Annotated in this window: 21 protein-coding genes and 1 pseudogene; 13 read left to right on the top strand and 9 right to left on the bottom strand. The window is 63.2% G+C overall.

Annotated features, from left to right (window positions below):
• Positions 1-40: 40 nt before the first annotated feature.
• A complete protein-coding gene (locus NKJ73_RS02235) occupies positions 41-1,030 on the top strand; it encodes a BMP family lipoprotein (protein WP_023675310.1) in 990 nt (329 codons plus the stop codon).
• An 85-nt stretch (positions 1,031-1,115) separates the two neighbouring features.
• Here the strand turns inward: NKJ73_RS02235 and NKJ73_RS02230 are convergent, their stop codons facing one another.
• Entirely contained in the window at positions 1,116-1,325 is a 210-nt protein-coding gene (locus tag NKJ73_RS02230; protein ID WP_352568193.1) for a SlyX family protein, read from the bottom strand.
• A 181-nt stretch (positions 1,326-1,506) separates the two neighbouring features.
• On the opposite strand from NKJ73_RS02230, the gene NKJ73_RS02225 reads away from it, so the two are divergent.
• From NKJ73_RS02225 to deoA, 6 genes are read left to right on the top strand one after another with little or no spacing between them, the layout of a single operon-like run.
• Positions 1,507-3,039, top strand: a complete 1,533-nt coding sequence (locus NKJ73_RS02225; protein WP_352454009.1) for an ABC transporter ATP-binding protein — start codon at positions 1,507-1,509, stop codon at positions 3,037-3,039.
• Positions 3,036-4,175 carry an ABC transporter permease gene (locus tag NKJ73_RS02220; protein WP_023675313.1) on the top strand — a complete coding sequence of 380 codons (1,140 nt, stop codon included), beginning with the start codon at positions 3,036-3,038 and terminating at the stop codon, positions 4,173-4,175. Before NKJ73_RS02225 ends, NKJ73_RS02220 begins: the two co-directional genes overlap by 4 nt.
• A gap of 1 nt (position 4,176) precedes the next feature.
• Entirely contained in the window at positions 4,177-5,148 is a 972-nt protein-coding gene (locus NKJ73_RS02215) for an ABC transporter permease (protein ID WP_352568192.1), read from the top strand.
• Between the two features lie 6 nt (positions 5,149-5,154).
• Complete coding sequence (cdd, locus tag NKJ73_RS02210; protein WP_352568190.1) at positions 5,155-5,547, top strand: cytidine deaminase; 393 nt, start codon at positions 5,155-5,157, stop codon at positions 5,545-5,547.
• Complete coding sequence (locus NKJ73_RS02205; protein ID WP_352568189.1) at positions 5,544-6,362, top strand: purine-nucleoside phosphorylase; 819 nt, start codon at positions 5,544-5,546, stop codon at positions 6,360-6,362. Before cdd ends, NKJ73_RS02205 begins: the two co-directional genes overlap by 4 nt.
• Positions 6,362-7,681, top strand: coding sequence for a thymidine phosphorylase (gene deoA / locus NKJ73_RS02200; protein WP_352568188.1), 1,320 nt, complete (start codon positions 6,362-6,364; stop codon positions 7,679-7,681). The genes NKJ73_RS02205 and deoA overlap by 1 nt, the downstream gene beginning before the upstream one ends.
• A gap of 109 nt (positions 7,682-7,790) precedes the next feature.
• Here deoA and NKJ73_RS02195 read toward each other — a convergent pair whose 3' ends face one another.
• From NKJ73_RS02195 to NKJ73_RS02185, 3 genes are all read right to left on the bottom strand, one after another.
• Positions 7,791-8,351, bottom strand: coding sequence for a TIGR02281 family clan AA aspartic protease (locus tag NKJ73_RS02195; protein ID WP_352568187.1), 561 nt, complete (start codon positions 8,349-8,351; stop codon positions 7,791-7,793).
• Positions 8,352-8,451: 100 nt separating this feature from the next.
• On the bottom strand, positions 8,452-9,081 hold the full coding sequence (gene upp, locus NKJ73_RS02190) for a uracil phosphoribosyltransferase (RefSeq protein ID WP_023675320.1): 630 nt from the start codon (positions 9,079-9,081) through the stop codon (positions 8,452-8,454).
• Between the two features lie 141 nt (positions 9,082-9,222).
• Positions 9,223-10,197, bottom strand: a complete 975-nt coding sequence (locus NKJ73_RS02185; protein ID WP_352454014.1) for an adenosine deaminase — start codon at positions 10,195-10,197, stop codon at positions 9,223-9,225.
• A gap of 167 nt (positions 10,198-10,364) precedes the next feature.
• On the opposite strand from NKJ73_RS02185, the gene ubiE reads away from it, so the two are divergent.
• From ubiE to coaBC, 3 genes are all read left to right on the top strand, one after another.
• Positions 10,365-11,141 (top strand): bifunctional demethylmenaquinone methyltransferase/2-methoxy-6-polyprenyl-1,4-benzoquinol methylase UbiE, encoded by a 777-nt coding sequence (gene ubiE / locus NKJ73_RS02180; RefSeq protein ID WP_352568186.1) that lies wholly within the window; start codon positions 10,365-10,367, stop codon positions 11,139-11,141.
• Positions 11,142-11,211: 70 nt separating this feature from the next.
• The gene (gene ubiB / locus NKJ73_RS02175) at positions 11,212-12,786 is read left to right on the top strand and encodes a 2-polyprenylphenol 6-hydroxylase (RefSeq protein ID WP_352568185.1); all 1,575 of its coding nucleotides are present in this window, start codon (positions 11,212-11,214) and stop codon (positions 12,784-12,786) included.
• A 65-nt stretch (positions 12,787-12,851) separates the two neighbouring features.
• Positions 12,852-14,309 (top strand): bifunctional phosphopantothenoylcysteine decarboxylase/phosphopantothenate--cysteine ligase CoaBC, encoded by a 1,458-nt coding sequence (gene coaBC, locus NKJ73_RS02170; protein ID WP_352568184.1) that lies wholly within the window; start codon positions 12,852-12,854, stop codon positions 14,307-14,309.
• Here the strand turns inward: coaBC and NKJ73_RS02165 are convergent.
• Positions 14,306-15,013, bottom strand: a pseudogene (locus NKJ73_RS02165) (MFS transporter); the annotation flags it as partial. The gene coaBC and the pseudogene NKJ73_RS02165 sit on opposite strands and share 4 nt — an antisense overlap.
• Positions 15,014-16,190: 1,177 nt before the next feature.
• Here NKJ73_RS02165 and NKJ73_RS02160 point away from each other — a divergent pair.
• From NKJ73_RS02160 to NKJ73_RS02150, 3 genes are read left to right on the top strand one after another with little or no spacing between them, the layout of a single operon-like run.
• A complete protein-coding gene (locus NKJ73_RS02160) occupies positions 16,191-17,645 on the top strand; it encodes an efflux RND transporter periplasmic adaptor subunit (RefSeq protein WP_352568183.1) in 1,455 nt (484 codons plus the stop codon).
• Positions 17,646-17,652: 7 nt separating this feature from the next.
• Entirely contained in the window at positions 17,653-18,396 is a 744-nt protein-coding gene (locus tag NKJ73_RS02155; protein ID WP_352568182.1) for an ABC transporter ATP-binding protein, read from the top strand.
• A 37-nt stretch (positions 18,397-18,433) separates the two neighbouring features.
• Entirely contained in the window at positions 18,434-19,612 is a 1,179-nt protein-coding gene (locus tag NKJ73_RS02150) for an ABC transporter permease (protein ID WP_352568181.1), read from the top strand.
• A 147-nt stretch (positions 19,613-19,759) separates the two neighbouring features.
• Here the strand turns inward: NKJ73_RS02150 and NKJ73_RS02145 are convergent, their stop codons facing one another.
• The 4 genes from NKJ73_RS02145 to NKJ73_RS02130 form a co-directional block, all read right to left on the bottom strand.
• On the bottom strand, positions 19,760-20,233 hold the full coding sequence (locus NKJ73_RS02145; RefSeq protein ID WP_352469481.1) for a DUF992 domain-containing protein: 474 nt from the start codon (positions 20,231-20,233) through the stop codon (positions 19,760-19,762).
• A 136-nt stretch (positions 20,234-20,369) separates the two neighbouring features.
• Positions 20,370-21,215, bottom strand: coding sequence for a tetratricopeptide repeat protein (locus NKJ73_RS02140; RefSeq protein WP_352469482.1), 846 nt, complete (start codon positions 21,213-21,215; stop codon positions 20,370-20,372).
• A 161-nt stretch (positions 21,216-21,376) separates the two neighbouring features.
• The gene (gene rpsU, locus NKJ73_RS02135) at positions 21,377-21,649 is read right to left on the bottom strand and encodes a 30S ribosomal protein S21 (protein WP_023675331.1); all 273 of its coding nucleotides are present in this window, start codon (positions 21,647-21,649) and stop codon (positions 21,377-21,379) included.
• A 264-nt stretch (positions 21,650-21,913) separates the two neighbouring features.
• Positions 21,914-22,300 (bottom strand): SET domain-containing protein, encoded by a 387-nt coding sequence (locus NKJ73_RS02130; RefSeq protein ID WP_352454023.1) that lies wholly within the window; start codon positions 22,298-22,300, stop codon positions 21,914-21,916.
• Positions 22,301-22,317: the final 17 nt, after the last annotated feature.

The raw sequence follows: 22,317 nt of genomic DNA, 5'->3' as shown, positions 1-22,317 counted from the left end.
GGTGCATAATGGACAAATAACCGACAGGGGTGTGGATCACATGAAACGTATCGTTCTCGGCCTTATGGCCGCAGCTGCAATGGTTCTTCCGGCCTTCGCCGCGGACATTCAACCCGCGATCCTCTATGATCTCGGCGGCAAGTTCGACAAATCGTTCAACGAGGCGTCGTTCAACGGCGCTGAAAAGTTCAAGACCGAGACCGGCATCCCCTATGTGGAATTCGAGGTCAGCAACGCCACCCAGCGCGAGCAGGCGCTACGCCGTTTCGCCGAGGACGGTCGCAACCCCATCGTCATGGCGGGCTTCTCGTGGGCTGACGCGCTTGACAAGATCGCCACCGAGTTCCCCGACACCAAATTCGCCATCATCGACATGGTCGTCGACAAGCCCAATGTCCGCTCGCTGGTCTATAAGGAGCAGGAAGGCTCCTACCTCGTCGGCGTGATGGCGGCGATGGCTTCCAAGACCAAGAAGGTCGGCTTCGTCGGCGGCATGGACATTCCGCTGATCCGCAGGTTCGGCTGCGGCTATGTCGGCGGCGCAAAGGCGGCCGGCGCCACCGACGTCATCCAGAACATGACCGGCGATACGCCGGCAGCCTGGAACGATCCGGCCAAGGGCGGCGAGATCGCCAAGACGCAGATCGACCAGGGCGCCGACGTGGTCTACGCGGCGGCAGGCGGCACCGGTGTCGGCGTGCTGCAGGCAGCGGCCGACGCCGGCAAGCTCGGCATCGGCGTCGATTCCAACCAGAACGGCCTGCAGCCCGGCAAGGTGCTGACCTCCATGGTCAAGCGCGTCGACGTTGCCGTCTACAACACCTTCATGGATGCCAAGGACGGCAAATTCACGGCCGGCGTTAACGATCTCGGCCTCAAGGAAGGCGGCGTCGACTACGCCATGGACGACAACAACAAGGCGCTTGTCGACGATGCAATGAAGGCGGCGGTCGAAAAAGCCAAGGCCGACATCATCGCCGGCACCATCAAGGTGCACGACTATATGTCGGACAATGCCTGCCCGTATTGATCGATTGCCGTTATTGATCGACTGGTACTGCTGAACTGACGAGCCGCCGGGTGAAAGCCCGGCGGTTTTGTCTTGTCGGCCCGCCTCACCAGTGCGGCGGCTTTGTCACCGGCACGTCGGGTGCGGCCTGTTCCTCCAGCGCCAGGAAGCGCTCGGTCAGCGCGTCGAGCTTGCGCTGCATGCGCTCGATCACCTTCCACTGCTCGGCGATCTGGCCGGACAGTTCCTCGATGGTCTTCTCCTGCTCGGCGGCGCGGATTTCCAGCGTCGTCAGCCGGTCCTCGGGCATGGTCATTTGGAATCCTCGATCAGGCGATTGTGCAGGCTGCGGCCACGTTGGAAATTGACAAGCATGGCGGGATTTGTCGAGAGTGAACCCTGCTCCGGCCAATTGGTACGGACCCAATTGGCACAGACTGGGCGTCATGCTAGGCGTTTGACCAAGCGGTAAAAAAATAACAGTGGGAACAGGCTGCATGGCGCAAGCCGCAATCGAGCTGATCGGCATCGACAAGAGCTTTGGCGCCGTGCGCGCCAACCGCGACATCAATCTGGAGATTATGCGCGGCACTATCCATGGCATCGTCGGCGAAAACGGCGCCGGCAAGTCGACGCTGATGTCGATCCTCTATGGTTTCTACCAGGCCGATTCCGGCGAAATCCGTGTCGGTGGGCAGCCGGCATCGATCAAGACACCGAACGATGCGATCGCGCTCGGCATCGGCATGGTGCATCAGCATTTCATGCTGGTCGACAATTTCTCGGTGCTGGAAAACGTCATTCTCGGCGCCGAAAGCGATGCGCTGCTGAAGAAGAGCATCGCCAAGGCGCGTTCCGAGCTGGAGCGGCTCGAGCGCGAATACGGGCTCGAAGTCGATCCGGACGCCATCATCGAGGAGTTGCCGGTCGGCCTGCAGCAACGCGTCGAAATCCTCAAGGCGCTCTATCGCGGCGCCGAGATCCTGATCCTCGACGAGCCGACAGGCGTGCTGACGCCGGCCGAGGCCGACCACCTGTTCCGCATCCTCAGGCAGCTGAAGGAGCAGGGCAAGACGATCGTGCTGATCACCCATAAGCTGCGCGAGATCATGGCGATCACCGACACCGTCTCGGTGATGCGCCAGGGCACGATGGTGGCGACCAGGGAGACCAAGAAGACCACGGTCGAGGAACTGGCCGAGCTGATGGTCGGCCGGCGCGTGCTGCTGCGCGTCGAGAAGGGCGAGGCGAAGGCCGGCGGCGTCAAGCTCGCGATCAAGAACCTGACGGTGAAGGATTCCCGCGGCGTCACCATGGTCGACGACGTCTCTTTCGATGTCCATGCCGGCGAGATCGTCGGCATTGCCGGCGTCGCCGGCAACGGGCAGTCCGAATTGCTCGAGGCGATTTCCGGCATCAGGCATGCCGTTTCGGGCTCGGTCATGCTCGACGGCAAGCCGATCGACCTCACCGGCGCCGCCGACCCTGGCGAGCTGCGCGAGCGCGGCCTTGCCCATGTGCCGGAGGACCGCCATCATGTCGGGCTGGTGCTGGCCTTCGAGGAGAACGAGAATTCGATCCTCGGCTACCAGGACGACGAGCGCTATCTGAAGGGGCCGTTCCTTGACATTGACGCCATCCGTAACGATGCCCGGGACAAGATCGTCAAATATGATATCCGCCCGACGGACTGCCGCCTCAAGACCGCCAATTTCTCCGGCGGCAACCAGCAGAAGATCGTGCTTGCGCGGGAAATGGAACAAGATCCCGGCGTGTTGATCGTCGGCCAGCCGACGCGCGGCGTCGATGTCGGAGCCATCGAATTCATCCACAAGCGCCTCATCGCCATGCGCGACCAGGGCAAGGCGGTGCTGGTGGTTTCGGTCGAGCTCGACGAGATACGCTCGCTGTCCGACCGCATCCTGGTGATGTTTGCCGGCCGCATCGTCGGCGAACGCGGCCCCGACGCGACCGAGGGCGAGCTCGGCCTGCTGATGGCCGGCGTCGAGCAGCGCGAGGCGGCGGAATGAGCACTCCCTATGCCAAGCTGCCGGCCTGGGCCGACTACGTCCTGATCCCGCTGATCAACCTGTTCGTCGCCTTCGTCGTTGCCGGCTTCGTCGTCATATTGGTTGGCGAGAACCCACTGCGCGCAGCCGTCGTCCTGGTCGAGGGTGCCTTCGGCCGCGGCCAAGGCATCGCGTTCACGCTTTTCTATGCCACCACCTTCATCTTCAGCGGGCTTTCGGTGGCGGTTGCGGCGCATTGCGGCCTGTTCAACATCGGTGGCGAGGGCCAGGGCTATATCGCCGGTCTCGGCATTGGCATTGTTTGCCTGGCCTTCGACAGCGTGCTGCCTTGGTGGCTGACCTTCCCGATCGCCATTATCGCCGCCGCGGCGATGGGCGCGCTGTGGGCGCTGATCCCGGCCTATCTGCAGGCCAAGCGCGGCTCGCACATCGTCATCACCACCATCATGTTCAATTTCATCGCCGCCAGCGTCATGGTCCGTGCGCTGGTCGGGTACTTGAAGCCCCCCGCCTCGATGGCACCGCAGACGCGCACCTTCCTCGAAGGCGCGCAACTGCCGAAGCTCAACTGGGTCATCGAATTGTTCGGCGCCAAAATCCGTTCGGCGCCATTCAACGTCAGTTCCCTGCTGGCGCTAGCCATGGCCTTCCTGGTGTGGGTGCTGATCTGGCGCACCAAGCTCGGCTACGAGATGCGCACCTATGGCCACAGCCCGAAAGCGGCGCGCTATGCCGGCATTTCGGAGATCCGCATCATCATCATCGCGATGATGATCTCGGGCGCGCTAGCCGGCATGATGGCGCTCAACCCGACGATGGGCGACCAGCACAATGTCGCACTCGAATTCGTTTCGGGCGCCGGTTTCGTCGGCATCGCGGTGGCGCTGATGGGCCGCCTGCATCCGGTCGGCATCGTCATGGCGGCAATATTGTTCGGCATGCTCTACCAGGGCGGCGCCGAACTCGCCTTCGAGATGCCGGCGATCAGCCGCGACATGATCGTTATCATCCAGGGCCTCGTCATCCTGTTCGCCGGCGCGCTCGAGCATATGTTCCGGCCCTACGTCCAGGCGTTGTTCGCCTCGCTCAGCCCGAAATCGGTCGGCATGGAAGCGGTCAAGGGGAAGGGCGCCTGAGATGGATTTCTTCAACGCCATCGTACAGGTCCTGGACTCGACCATCCGCCTGTCGGTGCCCTTGCTGCTCGCCTGTCTCGCCGGCCTCTACTCGGAGCGGGCCGGCGTCTTCGACATCGGGCTCGAGGGCAAGATGCTTGTCGGCGCCTTCGCCGGTGCGGCCGCCGCCTCGGTCTTCCACTCGGCCTATCTCGGCCTCGGCGTGGCCATCCTCATCTCGGTTGCCTTCGCGCTGATCCACGGCTTTGCCTCGATCACCCATCGCGGCAACCAGATCGTCTCGGGTGTCGCGATCAATTTCATTGCCGCCGGATCGACGATCATGCTCGGCCAGGCCTGGTTCCAGCAAGGCGGGCGCACGCCGGCGCTGGCCGCCGGCGAGCGCTTCGAGGCAATCATCTGGCCGGGCGCGGAGGCGTTCAGGAGCGTGCCGATCCTCGGGCCGATCTATTCGGAACTCATCTCCGGCCATTCCGTGCTGGTCTATCTCGCCTTCCTGGCCGTGCCGTTCACCTGGTGGGTGCTGTTCCGCACCCGCTTCGGCTTGCGCCTGCGCGCCGTCGGCGAGAACCCGGCGGCGGTCGATACCGCCGGCATATCGGTCGCCTGGCTGCGCTACCGCGCCCTGATCTGCACCGGCGTCCTCACCGGCATTGCCGGCGCCTATCTGTCGATGGTGCAGAATGGCGGCTTCGTGAAGGACATGACCGCCGGCAAGGGCTATATCGCGCTGGCCGCGCTGATCTTCGCCAAATGGAAACCGGTCAACGCCATGTTTGCCTGCCTGCTGTTTGGCTTCCTCGACGCGGCGTCGATCCGCCTGCAAGGCACGCCGCTGCCGCTGATCGGCAAGGTGCCGGTGCAATTCATGCAGGCGCTGCCCTATGTGCTGACCGTCATCCTGCTTGCAGGCTTCATCGGCAAGGCAATCCCGCCGCGCGCCGGCGGCGTGCCGTATGTCAAGGAACGCTGATCTATCATGGCTCATGATCTGTTCGATGCGGCGAAAGCCGCCATGGCCAAGGCCTATGCGCCCTATTCGAAATTTCCGGTCGGCGCGGCGTTGCGCACCGAGGACGGCCGTGTCTTCACCGGCGCCAATGTCGAGATCGCGTCCTATCCGGAGGGCTGGTGCGCCGAAACCACCGCGCTCGGCCACTACGTCATGGGCGGCGGCGGCAAGATCACGGAAATCGCCGTGATCGCCGAACGCGTGGCAAAATGCTCGCCCTGCGGCGGCTGCCGGCAGCGGCTGGCGGAATTCTGCCGGCCGGAGACGAAATTCTATCTCTGCGATGATAGCGGCGTGGTTGAGACCGTGACCATGGGCGAGTTGCTGCCATACGGGTTTGAAGGCGATGTGCTGAAATGAAGGAAGCGCTCGATCACCTCGTCGAAAGGCTGGACGGGCTGGCGCCGACCACCGCCTTGGTGCTGGGGTCAGGGCTTGGCGGGCTTGTCGACCAGGTCGAGGATGCGGTGCGCATCTCCTACGCCGACTTGCCGGGGTTTCCCCGAAGCGGAGTCAGCGGCCATGCCGGCGAGGTGGTGGCGGGGCTCTTTGCCGGCACGCCGGTGCTGATGCTGTCCGGCCGGGCGCATTATTACGAGCACGGCAACGCGGCGGCGATGCGGCCGGCACTCGAGGTGCTCGCCGGCCTCGGCATCTCCAGGCTGATCCTCACCAACGCCGCCGGTTCGGTCGATCCCGGGATGGGCCCGGGCTCGGTGATGCTGATCACCGATCACATCAATTTCTCGGGCTCCAACCCGCTGATCGGCGAACCGAGCGACCGCCGTTTCGTCGGCCTGACCGAAGCCTACGACGCCGCTCTCCGCTCCGCCATCGAGCAGGCGGCGAAGGCCACCGGTACCACGCTGCACAAGGGCGTCTATATGTGGTTCTCCGGCCCATGCTTCGAGACGCCCGCCGAGATCCGCATGGCGCGCGTCATGGGCGCCAACGCGGTCGGCATGTCGACGGTGCCGGAGGTCATTCTCGCCCGCTTCCTTGGGCTGCGCGTCGCCGCGTGTTCGGTCGTGACCAACCTTGCCGCCGGCATGACCGGAGCCGAGCTGTCGCACCAGGAGACCAAGGACATGGCGCCGGTCGGCGGCGCGCGGCTGGCGACCATTCTGCAGCGTGTTTTTCAGGACGGGCTTCCGGAGCACAAGGTCGACGCCTGATGCTTCCACAGGAAATCATCCGCCGCAAGCGCGATGGCCAGAAGCTCTCGGCTGAGGAGACAGCGTTCTTCATCGAGGGTCTGACCGCCGGCACAGTCACCGACGCGCAGGTCGGCGCCTTTGCCATGGCGGTGTTCTTCAACGGCATGAGCCGCGACGAGGCGGTGGCGCTGACTATGGCGATGCGCGATTCCGGCGATGTGCTCGACTGGTCGGATCTGCCCGGCCCGGTCACCGACAAGCATTCGACGGGCGGCGTCGGCGACAACGTCTCCTTGATGCTGGCGCCGATCGTCGCTGCCTGCGGCGCCTATGTGCCGATGATTTCCGGCAGGGGTCTCGGCCATACCGGCGGCACGCTGGACAAGATGGATGCCATCCCCGGCTATATCAGCCAGCCGGATGTTGCGCGCTTCCGCAAGACCGTGCTCGAAACCGGCTGCGCCATCATCGGCCAGACCGCCGATCTGGCACCCGCCGACGCCAGGCTCTACGCGATCCGCGATGTGACGGGAACGGTGGAATCGGTGCCGCTGATCACCGCCTCGATCCTGTCGAAGAAGCTGGCGGCCGGCCTTGGTTCGCTGGTGCTCGATGTCAAGGTCGGCAACGGCGCCTTCATGGAGAAATCGCGCGACGCAACCGCACTGGCCAACAGCCTGGTCGACGTCGCCAATGGCGCCGGCCTTAAGGCCTCGGCGCTGGTCACCGGCATGAACGAGCCGCTGGCGTCCGCCGCCGGCAATGCGGTCGAGGTGCGCAACGCCGTCGATTTTCTCACCGGCCGCTTTCGCGACCGGCGGCTGGAGGACGTGACGCTGGCGCTGGCCGCCGAGATGCTGCAATCGGCAGGCCTGGTGTCGTCCAACCAGGACGGCCTGCGCCGCGCCGCCGAAACGCTGGCCGGCGGCCGCGCCGCTGCCGTCTTCGCGCGCATGGTGGCGGCACTGGGTGGTCCCGTCGACTTTGTCGACAATCCGGAAAAATATTTGCCGAAAGCGGCAACGGAATTCGCGGTCAAGGCGAGCGCGAACGGCTTTGTCACCGGCATCGCGACCCGCGAGATCGGGCTTGCCGTGGTCGGGCTTGGCGGCGGGCGGACGCGGCCCGACGACAGGATCGATCACGCCGTCGGCATCACCAGGCTGTTGCCGGTCGGTGCTGAAGTGCGGGCCGGCGAAGCGCTGGCGCTGGTCCATGCCCGTAATACCGGGGATGCCGAAGCGGCCGCGGCCGCCGTGCTTTCGGCCTATATGATCGGCACTTCCAGACCGGCCACGGAGAAAACCGTCATCCGGCGGATCCTGCCGCGCGGGTAGAGCCATTCCGATGGTATCGGATGGGCTCTATCGTTCTTTGGACCACGATCTTGTCCGAAAACCGGTCCCCACTTTTCGCTGGCGCGGACCTGCGGTTCGGGATCACGTTCTACTGAACCAGCAGCAGCTTGCCGTCTTCGACCTGGTATTTTTCGAGCCGCTGCAGAAAGCTCATGCCGATCAGGTTGGTGTGCAGCGCCCTGTCGTCGAGCACGACGGCCTCGACGCCCTCGACGGTGATCTTGCCGATCTGCAGGCGATCAATCGTCACCACGGCGGCCTTGATCGCACCATTGGCGGTGTTGACCTGATGGCTGAAGTCCGTCGAATTGAGCGAGATGCCGATCCTGCGCGCAGTCGAGGTGTTGATGGCGACGAGCGTGGCACCGGTATCGATCATGCCGTCGATCTGGCGGCCGTTCAACTTGAAGACCGACATGAAATGCCCGCGCGAGTCCGCGGTGACGACGACCTTGCGGCCGAGCGGCTGCGGCGTTGTGGGCCTGTCCGGGACGGCGGCGAGATTCAGGTCGGTTTGTGTGTCGGCCGGCCTGGCTCCGATGGCGGATTTCAACAGCCGCTCGATTACCTGTGAATTGGACTGATACACGATCGGCAGCGATGCCGACGTTCCGGCAAACACGCCAAGGATGAGGAGCTTGCGCAGCATGGACCGGCCTTTGTGGTTGCCGATCCTTAGTCCGACATGGTGATTGCCGCTTTAACGAGTGCGGAAACCAGCCGTTTGCGTAAACAATCGGTAAACGGATCTATTTGGTGCCGTACATGCGGTCGCCGGCATCGCCGAGACCCGGCATGATGTAGCCCTTTTCGTTGAGCTGGCGGTCGATGGAAGCGGTGAAGACCGGAACATCGGGATGCGCCTGGGTAAACCGCTCGAGGCCCTCTGGTGCCGCCAGCAGGCAGAGGAAGCGGATGTTGGTGGCACCGCGGCCTTTCAGCTTGTCGATCGCCGCGATCGCCGAATTGGCGGTCGCCAGCATCGGATCGACGACGATCACCAGCCGGTCGGCGAGGTCGCCCGGCGCCTTAAAGAAATACTCGACCGCTTCCAGCGTCTCGTGGTCGCGATAGAGGCCGATATGGGCGACACGCGCCGCCGGCACCAGATCGAGCAGGCCTTCGAGCAAGCCGTTGCCGGCGCGCAGCACCGAGGCGAAGACCAGTTTTTTGCCCTCCAGCGTCGGCGCCTCCATCGTTTCGATCGGCGTCTCGATCGTCGTCGTCGTCAGTTCCAGGTTGCGGGTGACCTCGTAGCCGAGCAGCAGCGAGATCTCGCGCAGCAGCCGCCGGAAGCCGGCCGTCGAGGTTTCCTTCTTGCGCATGATGGTCAGCTTGTGCTGGACAAGCGGATGGTCGACGACGGTGACGCCCTTCATGGTGTTCTCCAACTGCGCAGGTGAATAGTGGATGGTGAATGGTGAATAGTGAATAGTGAACTGGTTTGCGAGTCCTTGGTTGCGCGGAAAGCTCGCGGTTGACGAACCGAAGCGCCGGGTGAACCATTCACCATTCACCATTCACCTGCCCTTGGCGCCGAGTCTGCCCAGCAGCACCGCCCTGGTCTTCCTGTCGACGAAGGCTGCCTCGATGGCCGTCCTGGTGACGGCGGTGAGCGCCTTGTCGTCCATCGCAAAATGCTCGGCAGCGATGTCGTATTCGCGTTTCAGCGAGGTCCAGAAATAGGGCGGGTCATCGGAGTTGAGCGTCACCTTGCAGCCCGCTGCCCGCAAGGCGGGGAAGGGATGGTCGGCGAAGCTGTCGAAGATTTTCAGGGCGATGTTGGAGCCAGGGCAGCATTCGAGCACGACGCCTTCGTCGGCGATGCGCCGCACAAGCTCGGGGTTCTCGATGGCGCGCACGCCATGGCCGATGCGAGACGGGCGGATGTGGTCGAGTGCCGCCTCGACGCTCTCCCAGCCCATCAATTCGCCGGCATGGACGGTGATGCCGAGGCCGGCCTCGCGGGCGATCTCGAAGGCCCTGACATAATCTTCCAGGTCGCCTATCCGCTCGTCGCCGGCGACGCCGAAACCGGTGACCAGCGGATGCCCGCAGCGCGCGGCGAAACGCGCCGCCCGCTCGATCGATTCGACACCGAAATTGCGCACGCCGGTGACGATCATGCGGCCTTCGATGCCGGTCTTCGCCTTGGCGCGGGCCATGCCTTCGCCGAGCGCGTCGGTATAGGCCTTCGGCGACAGCCCGGCCTTGCTGGCATGGTCGGGCGAGGTGAAAACCTCGGAATAGATGGCGCCGTCGCGGGCGAGGCTGGTCAGGTAATGGTCGGCCAGCCGCGCATAGTCTTCTTCGGTGCGGAACAGGTCCGACGAGAAGTCGTAGGCGGCGAGGAAAGAGGTGAAGTCGTGCCAGACGAAGGAGCCGTCCTGGATGTAGGGCGAGGCATCCTTGCCGTATTTCTCAGCCTGGCGGAGGACGAGCTCAGGCGCCGCTGCCCCTTCGATGTGGCAGTGCAGTTCTGCTTTCAAAGGCATTCAATTATCCCGTCAGGCTTTTTCTTATGACGCAAGTTCCTGTCGAAAAACCGTGTGACACTTTTCCGGAACCTGCTTCGAAGCGCGGCCGAACACCGCGCCTTAAACAATAGCGCCCGCACCATCGATCGGCTATGGTCCCGCCGATTTTATGGCGGATCAAGACGATGTCGGTTGAAAGAACCACTGCTGCGGGCGGCATGGAAACCTCCTATGGTTTCAAGCGGGTAGGGCCAGGCGACAAGCAGTCTCTGGTCAATGATGTTTTCCACAAGGTGGCGAACCGCTACGACCTGATGAACGACCTGATGTCGGCCGGGTTGCATCGGTTGTGGAAGGACGCCATGGTCGCCTGGCTCAATCCACCGAAGCGGCCGGGCTGGAGCGTTCTCGACGTTGCCGGCGGCACCGGCGATGTCGCCTTCCGCATCGTCGAGGCGAGCGGCAGGCACGCTCATGCAACGGTTCTCGATATCAACGGCTCGATGCTCGCCGTCGGCCGCGACCGGGCCGAGAAAAAGGGCCTGTCGGCAAATACCGATTTCGTCGAAGCCAATGCCGAGGAACTGCCTTTTGCCGACGCTACTTTCGACGCCTACACCATCGCTTTCGGCATCCGCAACGTGCCGCGCATCGATGTGGCGCTTGCCGAAGCCTATCGCGTGCTGAAGCCTGGCGGGCGCTTTCTCTGCCTTGAATTCTCCGAGGTCGAGATGCCGCTGCTCGACAAGGTCTATGAAGCATGGTCGTTCAACGCCATTCCGCGGATCGGCAAGGCGGTGACCGGCGATGGCGAGCCATATTCCTATCTGGTCGAATCGATCCGCAAATTTCCCAATCAGCAGAATTTCGCGGCGATGATTTCGCGCGCGGGCTTCGAGCGCGCCTCGTTCCGCAACTACTCCGGCGGCATCGCCGCGCTCCACTCGGGCTGGAAGCTTTGAGGCTGGCCCGTATCTTTCGTACTCAATGTGCTCTTCGCCGGTCTAGGAAATCGGCGGGGCAAAGCCAGCCATGAGCAGCATCGGCGCTGGTTTCAGGCTCGTACGGGCCGGCTGGGTGCTGGTCCGCGAGGGTGTCATCGCGGCTTTGCCCGGTGACGAGCTCTTCGGCTTGCCGAAATTCGGCTGGCGCATGGCCCGGCTGTTCACCCGCCGTCGCGCGCTTGCCTATGAGCGCGGCGACAGGCTGGCCAAGGCGGTCGTGCGGCTCGGCCCGTCCTACGTCAAGCTCGGCCAGTTCCTGGCGACACGGCCGGATGTCGTCGGAAACGATATCGCGCTTGATCTCGCCATGCTGCAGGACAAGATGGAGACGTTTGCGAAGGCCGAGGCCGTTGCAGCGATAGAAGCCTCGCTCGGACGCAAGATCGAGGAGCTCTATGTCAGTTTCGGCGAGGCCGTCGCCGCCGCCTCGATCGCCCAGGTTCATACCGCCGAAGCCCTGCAGGACGGCGTCATTACCCGGGTAGCAGTAAAGGTCATCCGGCCGGGCGTGCGCCGCCGCTTCTTTCGCGATCTCGAGAGCTATTTCCTCGCCGCCCGGCTGCAGGAAAAATACATCCCGTCGTCGCGCCGGCTGCGGCCGGTCGAGGTGACCGAGACACTGGCCCAGACGACCAAAATCGAAATGGATTTGAGGCTGGAGGCGGCGGCTTTTTCGGAGCTCGGCGAGAATACCAAGGACGATCCCGGCTTCCGTGTGCCGTCGGTCGACTGGGAGCGCACCGGTCGTGACGTGCTGACCATGGAATGGGTCGACGGCATCAAGATGAACGATGTTGCCGGCCTTGCCGCCGCCGGCCACGACCTGAAGGCGATTGCCGCCAACCTCGTTCAGTCGTTTCTGCGCCATACGCTGCGTGACGGTTTCTTCCACGCCGACATGCACCCGGGCAACCTGTTTATAGAGGCCGACGGCACCATCGTCGCCGTCGATCTCGGCATTGCCGGCCGGCTCGGCAGGAAGGAGCGCCGGTTCCTCGCCGAAATCCTCTACGGCTTCATCACGCGCGATTACCAGCGCGTCGCCGAAGTTCATTTCGAGGCCGGCTACGTGCCGCGCCAGCACAATGTCGCGGCTTTCGCCCAGGCGATCCGGGCGATCGGCGAACCGATCCACGGCCAGCCGGCCGAGACCATCTCGATGGCCAAGCTGTTGACGCTGCTGTTCGAGGTGACCGACCTCTTCGACATGGCGACGCGGTCCGAGCTGGTGCTGCTGCAGAAGACCATGGTCGTTGTCGAAGGCGTCGCCCGCACCCTCGACCCGGCCTTCAACATGTGGAAGACGTCGGAGCCGGTGGTGAGCGGCTGGATTGCCCGCAATCTCGGCCCGCGCGCCCTGCTGGCCGATGCGCGCGACGGTGCCAACGCGCTGCTGGCGCTGGCCCGTCAGGCGCCGGACCTCGCAGCCCGTACCGAGCGGCTGTCGCGCGAAATCGACTTGATGGCCGAAAACGGCCTGCGCTTCGACGAGGGGACGGCGGACGCGATCGGCAAAGCCGAGGCGCGCCACACCCGCTCCGGCCGGCTGGCGCTGTGGGTGATCGCGCTGACGCTGGTGTATATCGCCTGGCGTATATTCTAGCGCTTGTTGCAAAGTGATTGCATTGCTATCATTGCACTCAGCAATTCCGGGCAAGGTGCAATCAGATGGCCAGCATCACGATCCGCAACCTTGATGACGAGGTCAAGGACCTGCTGCGCCGACTGGCGGCGGAGAATGGCCGGTCGATGGAAGACCAAGCGCGGGTGATGATCCGCGCAGCGGTCGAAGGTCAGTTCGGTTCGGCCGGTCGCATCGACCAGATCGAGAAAACACTGCGCGAACTGACGAGTTCGCAGAGTCCGGCAACGTCGGTGGTCGCCGTCTCCAGCCCGCGAGGCATCCTCTCCGGCAAGCGCATCCTGCTGATCATCGGCGGCGGCATCGCCGCCTACAAGGCGCTCGACCTGATCCGCCGGCTGCGCGAGCGCGGTGCGGCAGTGCGGGTGGTGATGACCGCGGCGGCGCAGGAGTTCGTCACTACGCTGTCGGCCGGGGCGCTGTCCGCCGACCATGTTTTCACCGAACTGTTCGATCGGCAGGACGAGCACGACATCGGCCATATCAGGCTGTCGCGCGAGGCCGACCTTTTGGTCGTGGCGCCGGCCACCGCCGACCTGATGGCAAAGCTCGCCAACGGCCACGCCAACGACCTTGCCTCGACGGTGCTCATCGCCACCGACAAGGAGGTTTTGATGGCGCCGGCGATGAACCCGAAAATGTGGGCGCATCCGGCGGTCCGCCGCAACCGCGCGATGCTGGGCAAGGACGGCGTCGCATTCGTCGGCCCGGCGAAAGGCGAGATGGCCGAAAGCAACGAGGTGGGCGAGGGCCGCATGGCCGAGCCGCTGAAGATCGTCACCGCGATCGAGGCGCTGCTCGACAGCCGGCCAAAGCCGCTGGCAGGCAGGAGGATCATCGTCACTTCCGGACCGACGCATGAACCGATCGACCCGGTGCGCTACATCGCCAACCGCTCGTCGGGCAAGCAGGGCCACGCCATCGCGGCGGCGCTGGCCAGGCTCGGCGCCGACGTGCGTCTCGTCTCCGGCCCGGTCGGCATTGCCGATCCGGCCGGCGTCGCCACGCTGCACGTCGAAACCGCCGTCGAGATGAAGGACGCGGTCGAGCAGTTGCTGCCGGCCGACGCGGCGGTGTTCGTCGCGGCTGTCGCCGACTGGCGCACTCAAAGTTCGGCCGGGGAAAAGATCAAGAAGATGGCGGGCGAGGGGCCGCCCTCGCTGCAGATGGTGGAAAATCCCGATATTCTTGCCGGTGTCGGGCACCACAAAAAGCGGCCGATGCTGGTGGTCGGTTTCGCCGCGGAGACGCAGGATCTGGTCAGGAATGCCGAGGCCAAGCTCGCAAAAAAGGGCGCCGATCTTATCGTCGCCAATGATGTCTCGCATGAAGATGGTTCCCCGGGCGTGATGGGCGGCGACCGCAACAAGGTGCGAATCGTCTCGAAGGCCGGCGTCGAGGAATGGCCGGAGATGAGCAAGGACGAGGTGGCGACGCGGCTCGCGGCACTAATCGCCGACCGGCTGAAGACGGTCGTTGTCTAGTCAATCTCCCCCACGGAGATTGACAGCTTCGCCGGCTTCGTGTCGGTCGTCCCCGAAATCCGCAGGGCGGCGAGGCATCCCAGGATGCCGAGCGGTATGAAGGCGAGGAACAGCCAGGCGGCGACGTTCGCCGCGGCCTCGCGGTTCAGGCCTTCGGAAAAGCCGCTGGCGTTGGCGACGATGCCGGTCAGTGCCGCACCCACGGCATAACCGATGCGCTGCATGGTCGGCACAGCGGCCGAGGCGATCGTCTGCTCGCCTTCCTTGGCCGATGCCACGATCACACGCGTGACGAACGGCCAGGCGATGCCGAAACCGCCGCCTTGCAGCAAGGCACAAAGCAGGATCAACGGGATAGAGCCGGCCGGCACCGTATAGGCGAAACCGGCGACGCCCGTGGCGATCATCAGCGCCCCGCCGACGATGATCAGCCGCTCTCGCTCTGGCGGCGCATTGGCGACGAGGATCGACAGGATCGACCAGGCGATCGATTCGGCGGCGATGATGTAGCCGGTGGTCAGGATCGGAATGCCTTGCAGGCTGGTCAGAAGCAGCGGCCCGTAGACCGCGAACGAGCAGGTCGCCACCGAAAACGCCGCGACCATGGTCATGCCCGCGCCGACCGGCGAGCGCCATGAGAACAGCCGCGACGGGAACAGGCGCGAGCGCGGCTTCAGTGCGTCGATATAGATAAACAGCGCCAGGTCGCCGCTCGCCCACAGCGCGCGCCAATCGACCCCGTTTGTGCTTGTTTTGGTCATCCAGCCCCCCGAGCTTCCCTAGACGCTGGTCTAAAATATTGGAGCGCTCTTCGTCTCCAAATGGGCACGCGGCGCTTCGGGGACGGCTTGTAAAACCTCAACCGCAGTTGAGTTCAAGCGGTTTCCGGTGTGCTGAGATGATGATGTAGGCCGGAAGCCAGGGTGATCGTGCATCTCGGCTCCACGATCAACCCGCTCTGCGGCGCAACTGATACTGGCTGACGCCGATTGCGATGTTCACGCCGTTCTACCAATCGATTTAGCAGCACCTCAACCGACGCATATCCCAGATACTGGTTGCCAGCTTCCGCAAATATGGTTAATATATTAGCAAGAAGAAATATTCCCGCTTACAGTCGTACTGGAGCACGACAATGGGCGCTGCCGATTTGCGCAGGCCAAGTATTGCGGCGATTCTGTGCGCCGCAGAGGGCCCTTCATCCGAAAGAGTCTTGTCACCCGAAAGAGTCTTGGGAGGCCCGGCGGCTTAAAGCCGTTGCTGGCGGCCTCATAACTTCCGCATCCCCCACAGCATAATCGATCGAACCGAATCGAGGGCTTTGTTGCGCCCTCATGCTGCCGACCAGTGCCAGAGATGGCCTGCGCAGCACCCTCTAGCTCTGGCAAAATCGGAGGAAAACATGATTATTGGATGTAGATGTAGTGGTTTAAAGGTGGCCGCGGCTGCGGCTTTCATGGGTGGGGCACTGTTGCTTGGAACAGGCGGAGCGCTAGCGCAGACCTGTCCCGGCGTATCGCAGACACAGTGCACGGACTTCTGCGGCACCGCTGGCGTGGCCTCCTGTACAAAGACGGGGTCGGTTCCGGACTGCGTGTGCAATGAGACCACGAAGGATGTGAATGGCAATGCGTTCGGCACGGCAACGCAGGATACGGCTGAAGGCCAAGGCAACATTGGCAACAAGACCGAGACGGCCTGCGAGGGTAATCCCGGCCACTGCAAGTAGTAATATCCGAAATTTTCGAATAAACATCTATGTATTTGGCTGTTGACGGGTTTATTCTATAGGTTCGTAGAATTCCTCTGCGGCACTGCCAAGTGCAGATTAAAGAGCTGGAAGGGACTACCTTTCCCTTCCGGCTCAGAGGTGGTCAGAACATGATGCGCAGCGTTTTGTTCGTTACGGTAATCCTCGGCGCGGCGGTAACGCCCGGGAGTTCCATGGGACCGACACCATCGGTGACTTCCGGCCAGGTTTTGTCGGCCTTCAATCAGCTCTCAGCTCTCCTCGAGCCGTCCTCCATCCGGCCCGATACCCCCGCCTATCGCTCGCAAGCCGTGGAGCGCGGCGATATCGTCACAACGGTGCAGGCGGCTGGCACGCTGAACGCGCTAGTTATGGTGGAAGTCGGTTCTCAGCTCTCGGGTCGGGTGAAGGAACTCTATGTCGACTTCAACTCCAAGGTCACCAAAGGCCAGGTGATAGCCCGGGTTGAGCCGGAGATTTACGAAGCGAGAGTAGCGCAAGCCCTTGCCGAACGGGAGATGGCGCAAACGCAGGTTTCGGTACATCGGGCGCAGATCGAGCGGGCCAGGGCAGAGATGGAGACCGCCGAGGCCAGATATGATTCTGCAGCCGCACAGACTACACGCGCCGAAATCGCGCTCGATGGTGCGGCGCAGGAAGTGAACCGCAAACGTTCCCTGGCTAAGCAGAAGATCATCGCGGTGGGAGAATGGGAGCGGGAGAATACCGCGCACAATTCTGCCAAGGCGCAGGCGACTGCCGCCCAGGCCGAGGAACTGTCGCAATCGGCAGTCGTTCGAGCCGCCAAGGCGACCCTCAACATGGCAGAAGCGGAGCTCGCCAACACGCTTGCCCAGGTGAAGCAGAAGGAAGCGGTGCTTCAGCAGGCCCAAATTGATCTTGACCGCACCTATGTACGCGCGCCGGTCACCGGCACAGTGGTCAATCGCGCCGTCAGTGGCGGTCAGACCCTGGCGGCTAGCCTGCAGACCCCGATACTGTTCACCATAGCTCAAGACCTGACTGAGATGCAGGTGGAAGCTTCCGTGGTGGAAGCCGACATTAGCCGTTTTGCGCTCGGGCAGCCGGTTACTTTCACTGCCGATGCCTATCCCGACCGAATTTTCACCGGCACGGTAAAACAGATACGCAAGGCACCGCAGGTCGTTCAAAACGTCGTCACATACATAGTGGTGGTCGGTACGCAAAATTCCGATGAGCTGCTGTTGCCCGGCATGACCGCCAATCTGAGCGTGGTAATGGCCAAGCGACAGGGGGTCTTGAAAGTGCCCAATGCGGCCCTGCGTTTTCGGCCGCCGAGTGATACCGGGGACGAGGCGCGATCAACCGCGCCGGCCATTGCCAAAACGGGCGTAGAGGCGGGAAGCCCGGGCGAGGTATTTGTATTTGGGCCAGACCGCGAGCCGAAGCTTGTCTCGCTCCGGCTTGGAATCACCGACGGTCGTGCAACAGAGGTGCTGGCAGGCGACCTGACTGAGGGGCAGCAGGTCATTACGGGGCTTGCTACTGCTCCGCGTCGGGACGATGACGCGTCTTCCGTCCTGGTCAAGTTCCGGTTGTGGTGAGGTATTCATGGCTCTGATTGACGTCGACCGGCTGCGCCATTGCTACCGTGTTGGCGGAGAGCCGGTGTGGGCGCTCGAAGGGGTGAGCATGACGATTCAACGAGGCGAATTCGTCGCGGTGATCGGATCTTCAGGATCGGGCAAGTCTACCTTCATGAACATACTGGGCTGCCTCGACAGTCCGAGTGAAGGCCGCTATCGGCTGAACGGGGTAAACGTCGGTGGACTCCATCACGATGAACTCGCTGCGATCCGCAATAGGAACATCGGTTTCGTGTTTCAGTCGTTCAATCTGCTGCCGCGGGCCAGCGCACTAGAAAATGTGGAACTGCCGCTTGTCTATCGCCGCATGTGGGCTGGTGAGCGGCGGCGCGCAGCGCTGGCGATGCTGGCCAAGGTAGGGCTCGCCGATCGGGCCAGACATACTCCTGCCGAACTCTCGGGCGGACAACAGCAGCGCGTTGCCATTGCCCGCGCCCTGGTGACGGAGCCTTTACTTTTACTGGCCGATGAACCCACTGGTGCGCTCGACAGCCAGACAGGGCTGGAGATCATGGCAATTTTCCGCCGACTCAATGGAGAGGGCCTGACCATTGTGCTGGTCACCCATGAGGCTGAGATAGCTGCCCATACGGATCGCATTGTAGCCTTTCGAGACGGCCGCGTTCTGTCAGACACCCCTGTCATACAGCAGGTCCGACCTTTGGATGACACTCGCCGTCTAGCGCTGGCGTACAACAATGTCCGGTAGCACAAGAACCGCCCTGCGATCATTACGCTCCCATCATATGCGCAGCGCGCTCACCATGTTGGGCATCATCATCGGTGTGGCCGCTGTCGTGGTGATGATCGCGATCGGGGTTGGTGCGCGCGAACGGATCACTGCGCAGATCCGCAGCCTCGGCGCCAACCTCATCAGCGTCAGTCCGGGCAGTGCGAAGATGGGCAGCGTCCGCCTTGGGGCCGGTGGCGCGCCGCGGCTGAGTGAAGAGGACGCGGCGGCGATCGGAATGGAAATCCCCGGCGTCGTGGTGGCGGCGCCACTCCTCTACGCCCGCGAGCAGTTCACGATCGGCTCCGCCAATTGGCAAGGCGTGCTTCGCGGCGTGACGCCGGAATATTTCTCAGCGCGCGAGTGGAGGGTTGTTGCCGGGCAGGAGATGACCCCGGAGGACAACAACCGCGTCGCCAACGTGGTGCTCCTCGGAACGACGATGCGGGAGAAGTTGTTCGGAAAAGCCGATCCGCTGGGCGCCGCGATCCGCATCCGCGACGTGCCGTTCACGGTGATCGGACTGCTGGAGCGGAAGGGCCAGAGCGTGTGGGGCGATGATCAGGACGATGTGGCACTTGTGCCGCTGAGGACGGCGCGACGTCAGTTCATTGGCACGAGCCGTGCCAATCCGACCTTCGTACACAACATCACCGTCAAGTTCGCCGATTGGACCTCGGCCGAGGGCACGATGGCAGCGATCCGCCAACTCCTGTGGCAGCGTCACCGGTTGCGGACAGGTCAGGAAGACAGCTTCATGGTGAGCAACCTCGCCGAAGCTGCGAATGCCGAAGGTTCGACCACACGCGTGGTGTCGCTGCTGCTTTCGGCGGTGGCCTCAATTTCGCTGGTCGTGGGCGGGATCGGCATCATGAACATCATGCTGGCGACGGTGACGGAGCGGGTCCGCGAGATCGGACTGCGGCTTGCGGTGGGCGCGCGACGGCGAGATATCCTTGCCCAGTTTCTCGTTGAGGCAGCAACGCTTGCCCTGCTCGGGGGTATTCTAGGTGCTGGTATTGGGATTGTTGCTGCAATCGCCGTTGGGTCTATCGCTCAATGGCCGGTGATCATCGATCTCAGCGCCGTCCTGCTGGCTATCGGCTTTGCCGCGGCTGTAGGCGTCTTTTTCGGCTACTATCCCGCCCGCAAGGCCGCAAGCCTACAGCCGATCGAAGCGCTGCGCGCAGAATGAGTTTGGCGCCACCGCGCGATCATCGGTCAATTTCGAAGCCGCAAGGCGCCCAATCAAAAGGCTGCCACGCGCCGGCGACTACGCGGCGCGGAACCGTCCTATCCCGGCGCATGATGAAAGGCCACGGGCCGTATTTGCCACAGGCCGCTATTTGAACGAATGGATCAGGTCCAGCGAAGTGACGGCGACCGCCAGGTTGACGCCGGTCTGTGCCTGGACACTGAGCGGCTGCAGCGAAAAGGCGCTGTCGAGGCCGCCGACCAGGAGATTGGCGCCGCCACCGGTGACCACGCTGGCCTCGGCGTTCACGCCATAATAGCTGCCGGCAAGGTCGCCTTCATCGTGGTTGCGGGTCGCCGCCAGGACCGCCCATACCAGCTGGCCCTGATGCGTCCGGCCGACATCGACGCCGAGCTTGGAAATCACCCCGGTATAGACTTCGGAGGGGCCGCCACGATGCGGACGAAAGACACAGGAAACACCCTTGTTGGAGGTGACGAGATAGGCCGTGCCGCCGTCGATGGTGCAGTCGAGCACGCCGAGCTGGAGTTTGCTGGCGCTGGCGGGAGCGGCAACGACGGTCGTGGCGAGAACAGCGGCACAAGCGAGTTTCTTGATCATGGCAGGGTCCTTTCGAAATTGCCTTGTACAAACGGCTGAGCACGCCGAGCGTTCCGCCGAAAACTTGGCGCCAGCAAGGCGAAGCTAAACGCAGGGTTGTCGGAGTGCGGAAACGGAGGCCCGATTAACCGGCCGCTCAGCCGGCACTGGTGCGGGCCAGGCCGTCCTTGGCCGGCTGGTAGGTCGGATTGAGGTGCACGGCCTCGCGGTAGGATTTCGCGGCCCTGACCTTGTCGCCGCGCCGCTCGTAGATCAACGCCTGGTTGGACCAGGCCTCGGCATTCTTGCCGTCGAGCTTGATCGCCATGTTGAAGTCGGCGAAGGCATTGTCCTCGTCGTTCATGGCAAGGTAGGAGAGGCCGCGTCCATTGTAGGGCTCGGAGGCGTCCGGCGCCAACGAAATGGCGGTCGAGAAATCCTCGATGGCAAAGGCGTGCTGGCCCTGGCTCTGGTAGATCAGGCCGCGATTGTGATAGGCGCGCGCATCGGTCGTGTCGAGCTGGATGGCTTTCTGGAAATCGTTGAAGGCTTCCTGGACCCGGCCCGCCCTGCGGTAGAGATTGCCGCGGCCGATATAGGCGGCGTCATAGTTGGAATTGATCTGGATCGAGCGATTGTAGTCGGCGAGCGCGCTCGCCTGATCGCCGAGGAAGCGCTGGATGAGCGCACGGTTCGAATAGGCCTGGTAAAAATTCGGATTGAGCTGGATGGCGGTGTTGAAGTCCTTCAGCGCCGCCTGGTACTGGCCGCCGCGGCCATAGGCCGAGCCGCGCACATTGTAGGCTTCCGGATCCTGGGGGTTGCGCTGGATCACCGCCGACAGCGAGGAGATGTTCTCGCTCGAGCCTTGCGCCTTGTCGATGTTGTTGAACTCGCCGGTCGGAACGCTCTGGCAGCTGGCAAGCGCCATCCCGGAAAGCAGGGCTGCCGTCAGGGCGAGGCCGCGCCACGCGGTTCTGCGCTCTACGGTGATTGCGTCCATGTCTGCCCTGTCCTTACTGCGCCGTCTGGTCCGTTCCCCCTCCGAACCGGCATCTCTCCCAACCGGTCCTCTCGGACCGGGTCGAACTCACAACAAAAAGGTGGCGGCGATTCCGCATCGCGCCACCTTGGATATCCTTGGAAAAGGACGAAAAATTGACGTCAGAACCGCGGCGGACGCGGAGCACCGGCACCGGCAGCACCGGCCGCGACCGGACGCGGGGTCATCGGCAGCAGGCCTTCGCGCTGGGCGCGCTTGCGGGCCAGCTTGCGGGCACGGCGCACGGCTTCCGCCTTTTCACGGGCGCGCTTCTCGGAGGGCTTTTCGTAATGTCCGCGCATCTTCATTTCGCGGAAGATGCCTTCGCGCTGCATCTTTTTCTTGAGCGCGCGAAGCGCCTGATCAACATTGTTGTCGCGGACGAGTACCTGCACGTGCAATCCTGTCTTTCGGGTTTGAAATCAACAGGCAAGCGGCTACAGCCGCAAGCCTCCGCGGCGCGTTACACCACGAATTGGGGCGGCTGATAGCAGAATCAAGGGGCTCTGTCCACAGCCGATTGAGAGGCGGTGCCGATCCCGAAACGAACAACCCGCCTCAGGGCCGTCCTTGGTGTGAATCAGCACCATATCGAGATTAGTAGCATAGCTGCCGGCACAAAGCAAGAACAAAATTCGCCTTGGGCCAGATAGGCGCCGCTACGCCGTGGCCAGGTGGAGCTGCTCGAAACCCTCGAAGAACTCGCCGTAGTCGCAGGTTATTTCCTCGCCGGCGGCGATGTCTCGAGTCGCGGTGGCCCCGCCATATTGCGAAAAGTCGGTGTTCGGCTTGTCGGCGTGGTTCATGAAGCGGCCATTGTCGACCTCATAGACCATGAAGCCCGGCCGGTCCGGACTGGGATAGGCATATCTGTCGAGCAATTCCTTGAGGTGCGGCGGCGCCGTCTCGTATCTTTCCATCGGGATCAGCCGGTCGAAGTCCGGATCGAGCCGCCAGATCTGCGCCCCTTTCCGGATCGGCTCGGCGGCGAACACGCCGACGCCTTCGATTGCGCTTGCAGCGATATAGGTCCTGATCAGCAGCATGTTTCCAACCCGTTTTC

This window comes from Mesorhizobium sp. M0074, assembly GCF_040322975.1.
In the GTDB taxonomy this organism is placed as follows: domain Bacteria; phylum Pseudomonadota; class Alphaproteobacteria; order Rhizobiales; family Rhizobiaceae; genus Mesorhizobium.
Note: the sequence above shows the minus strand (reverse complement) of the source record. Positions and strands in the feature narration are given on the sequence as shown.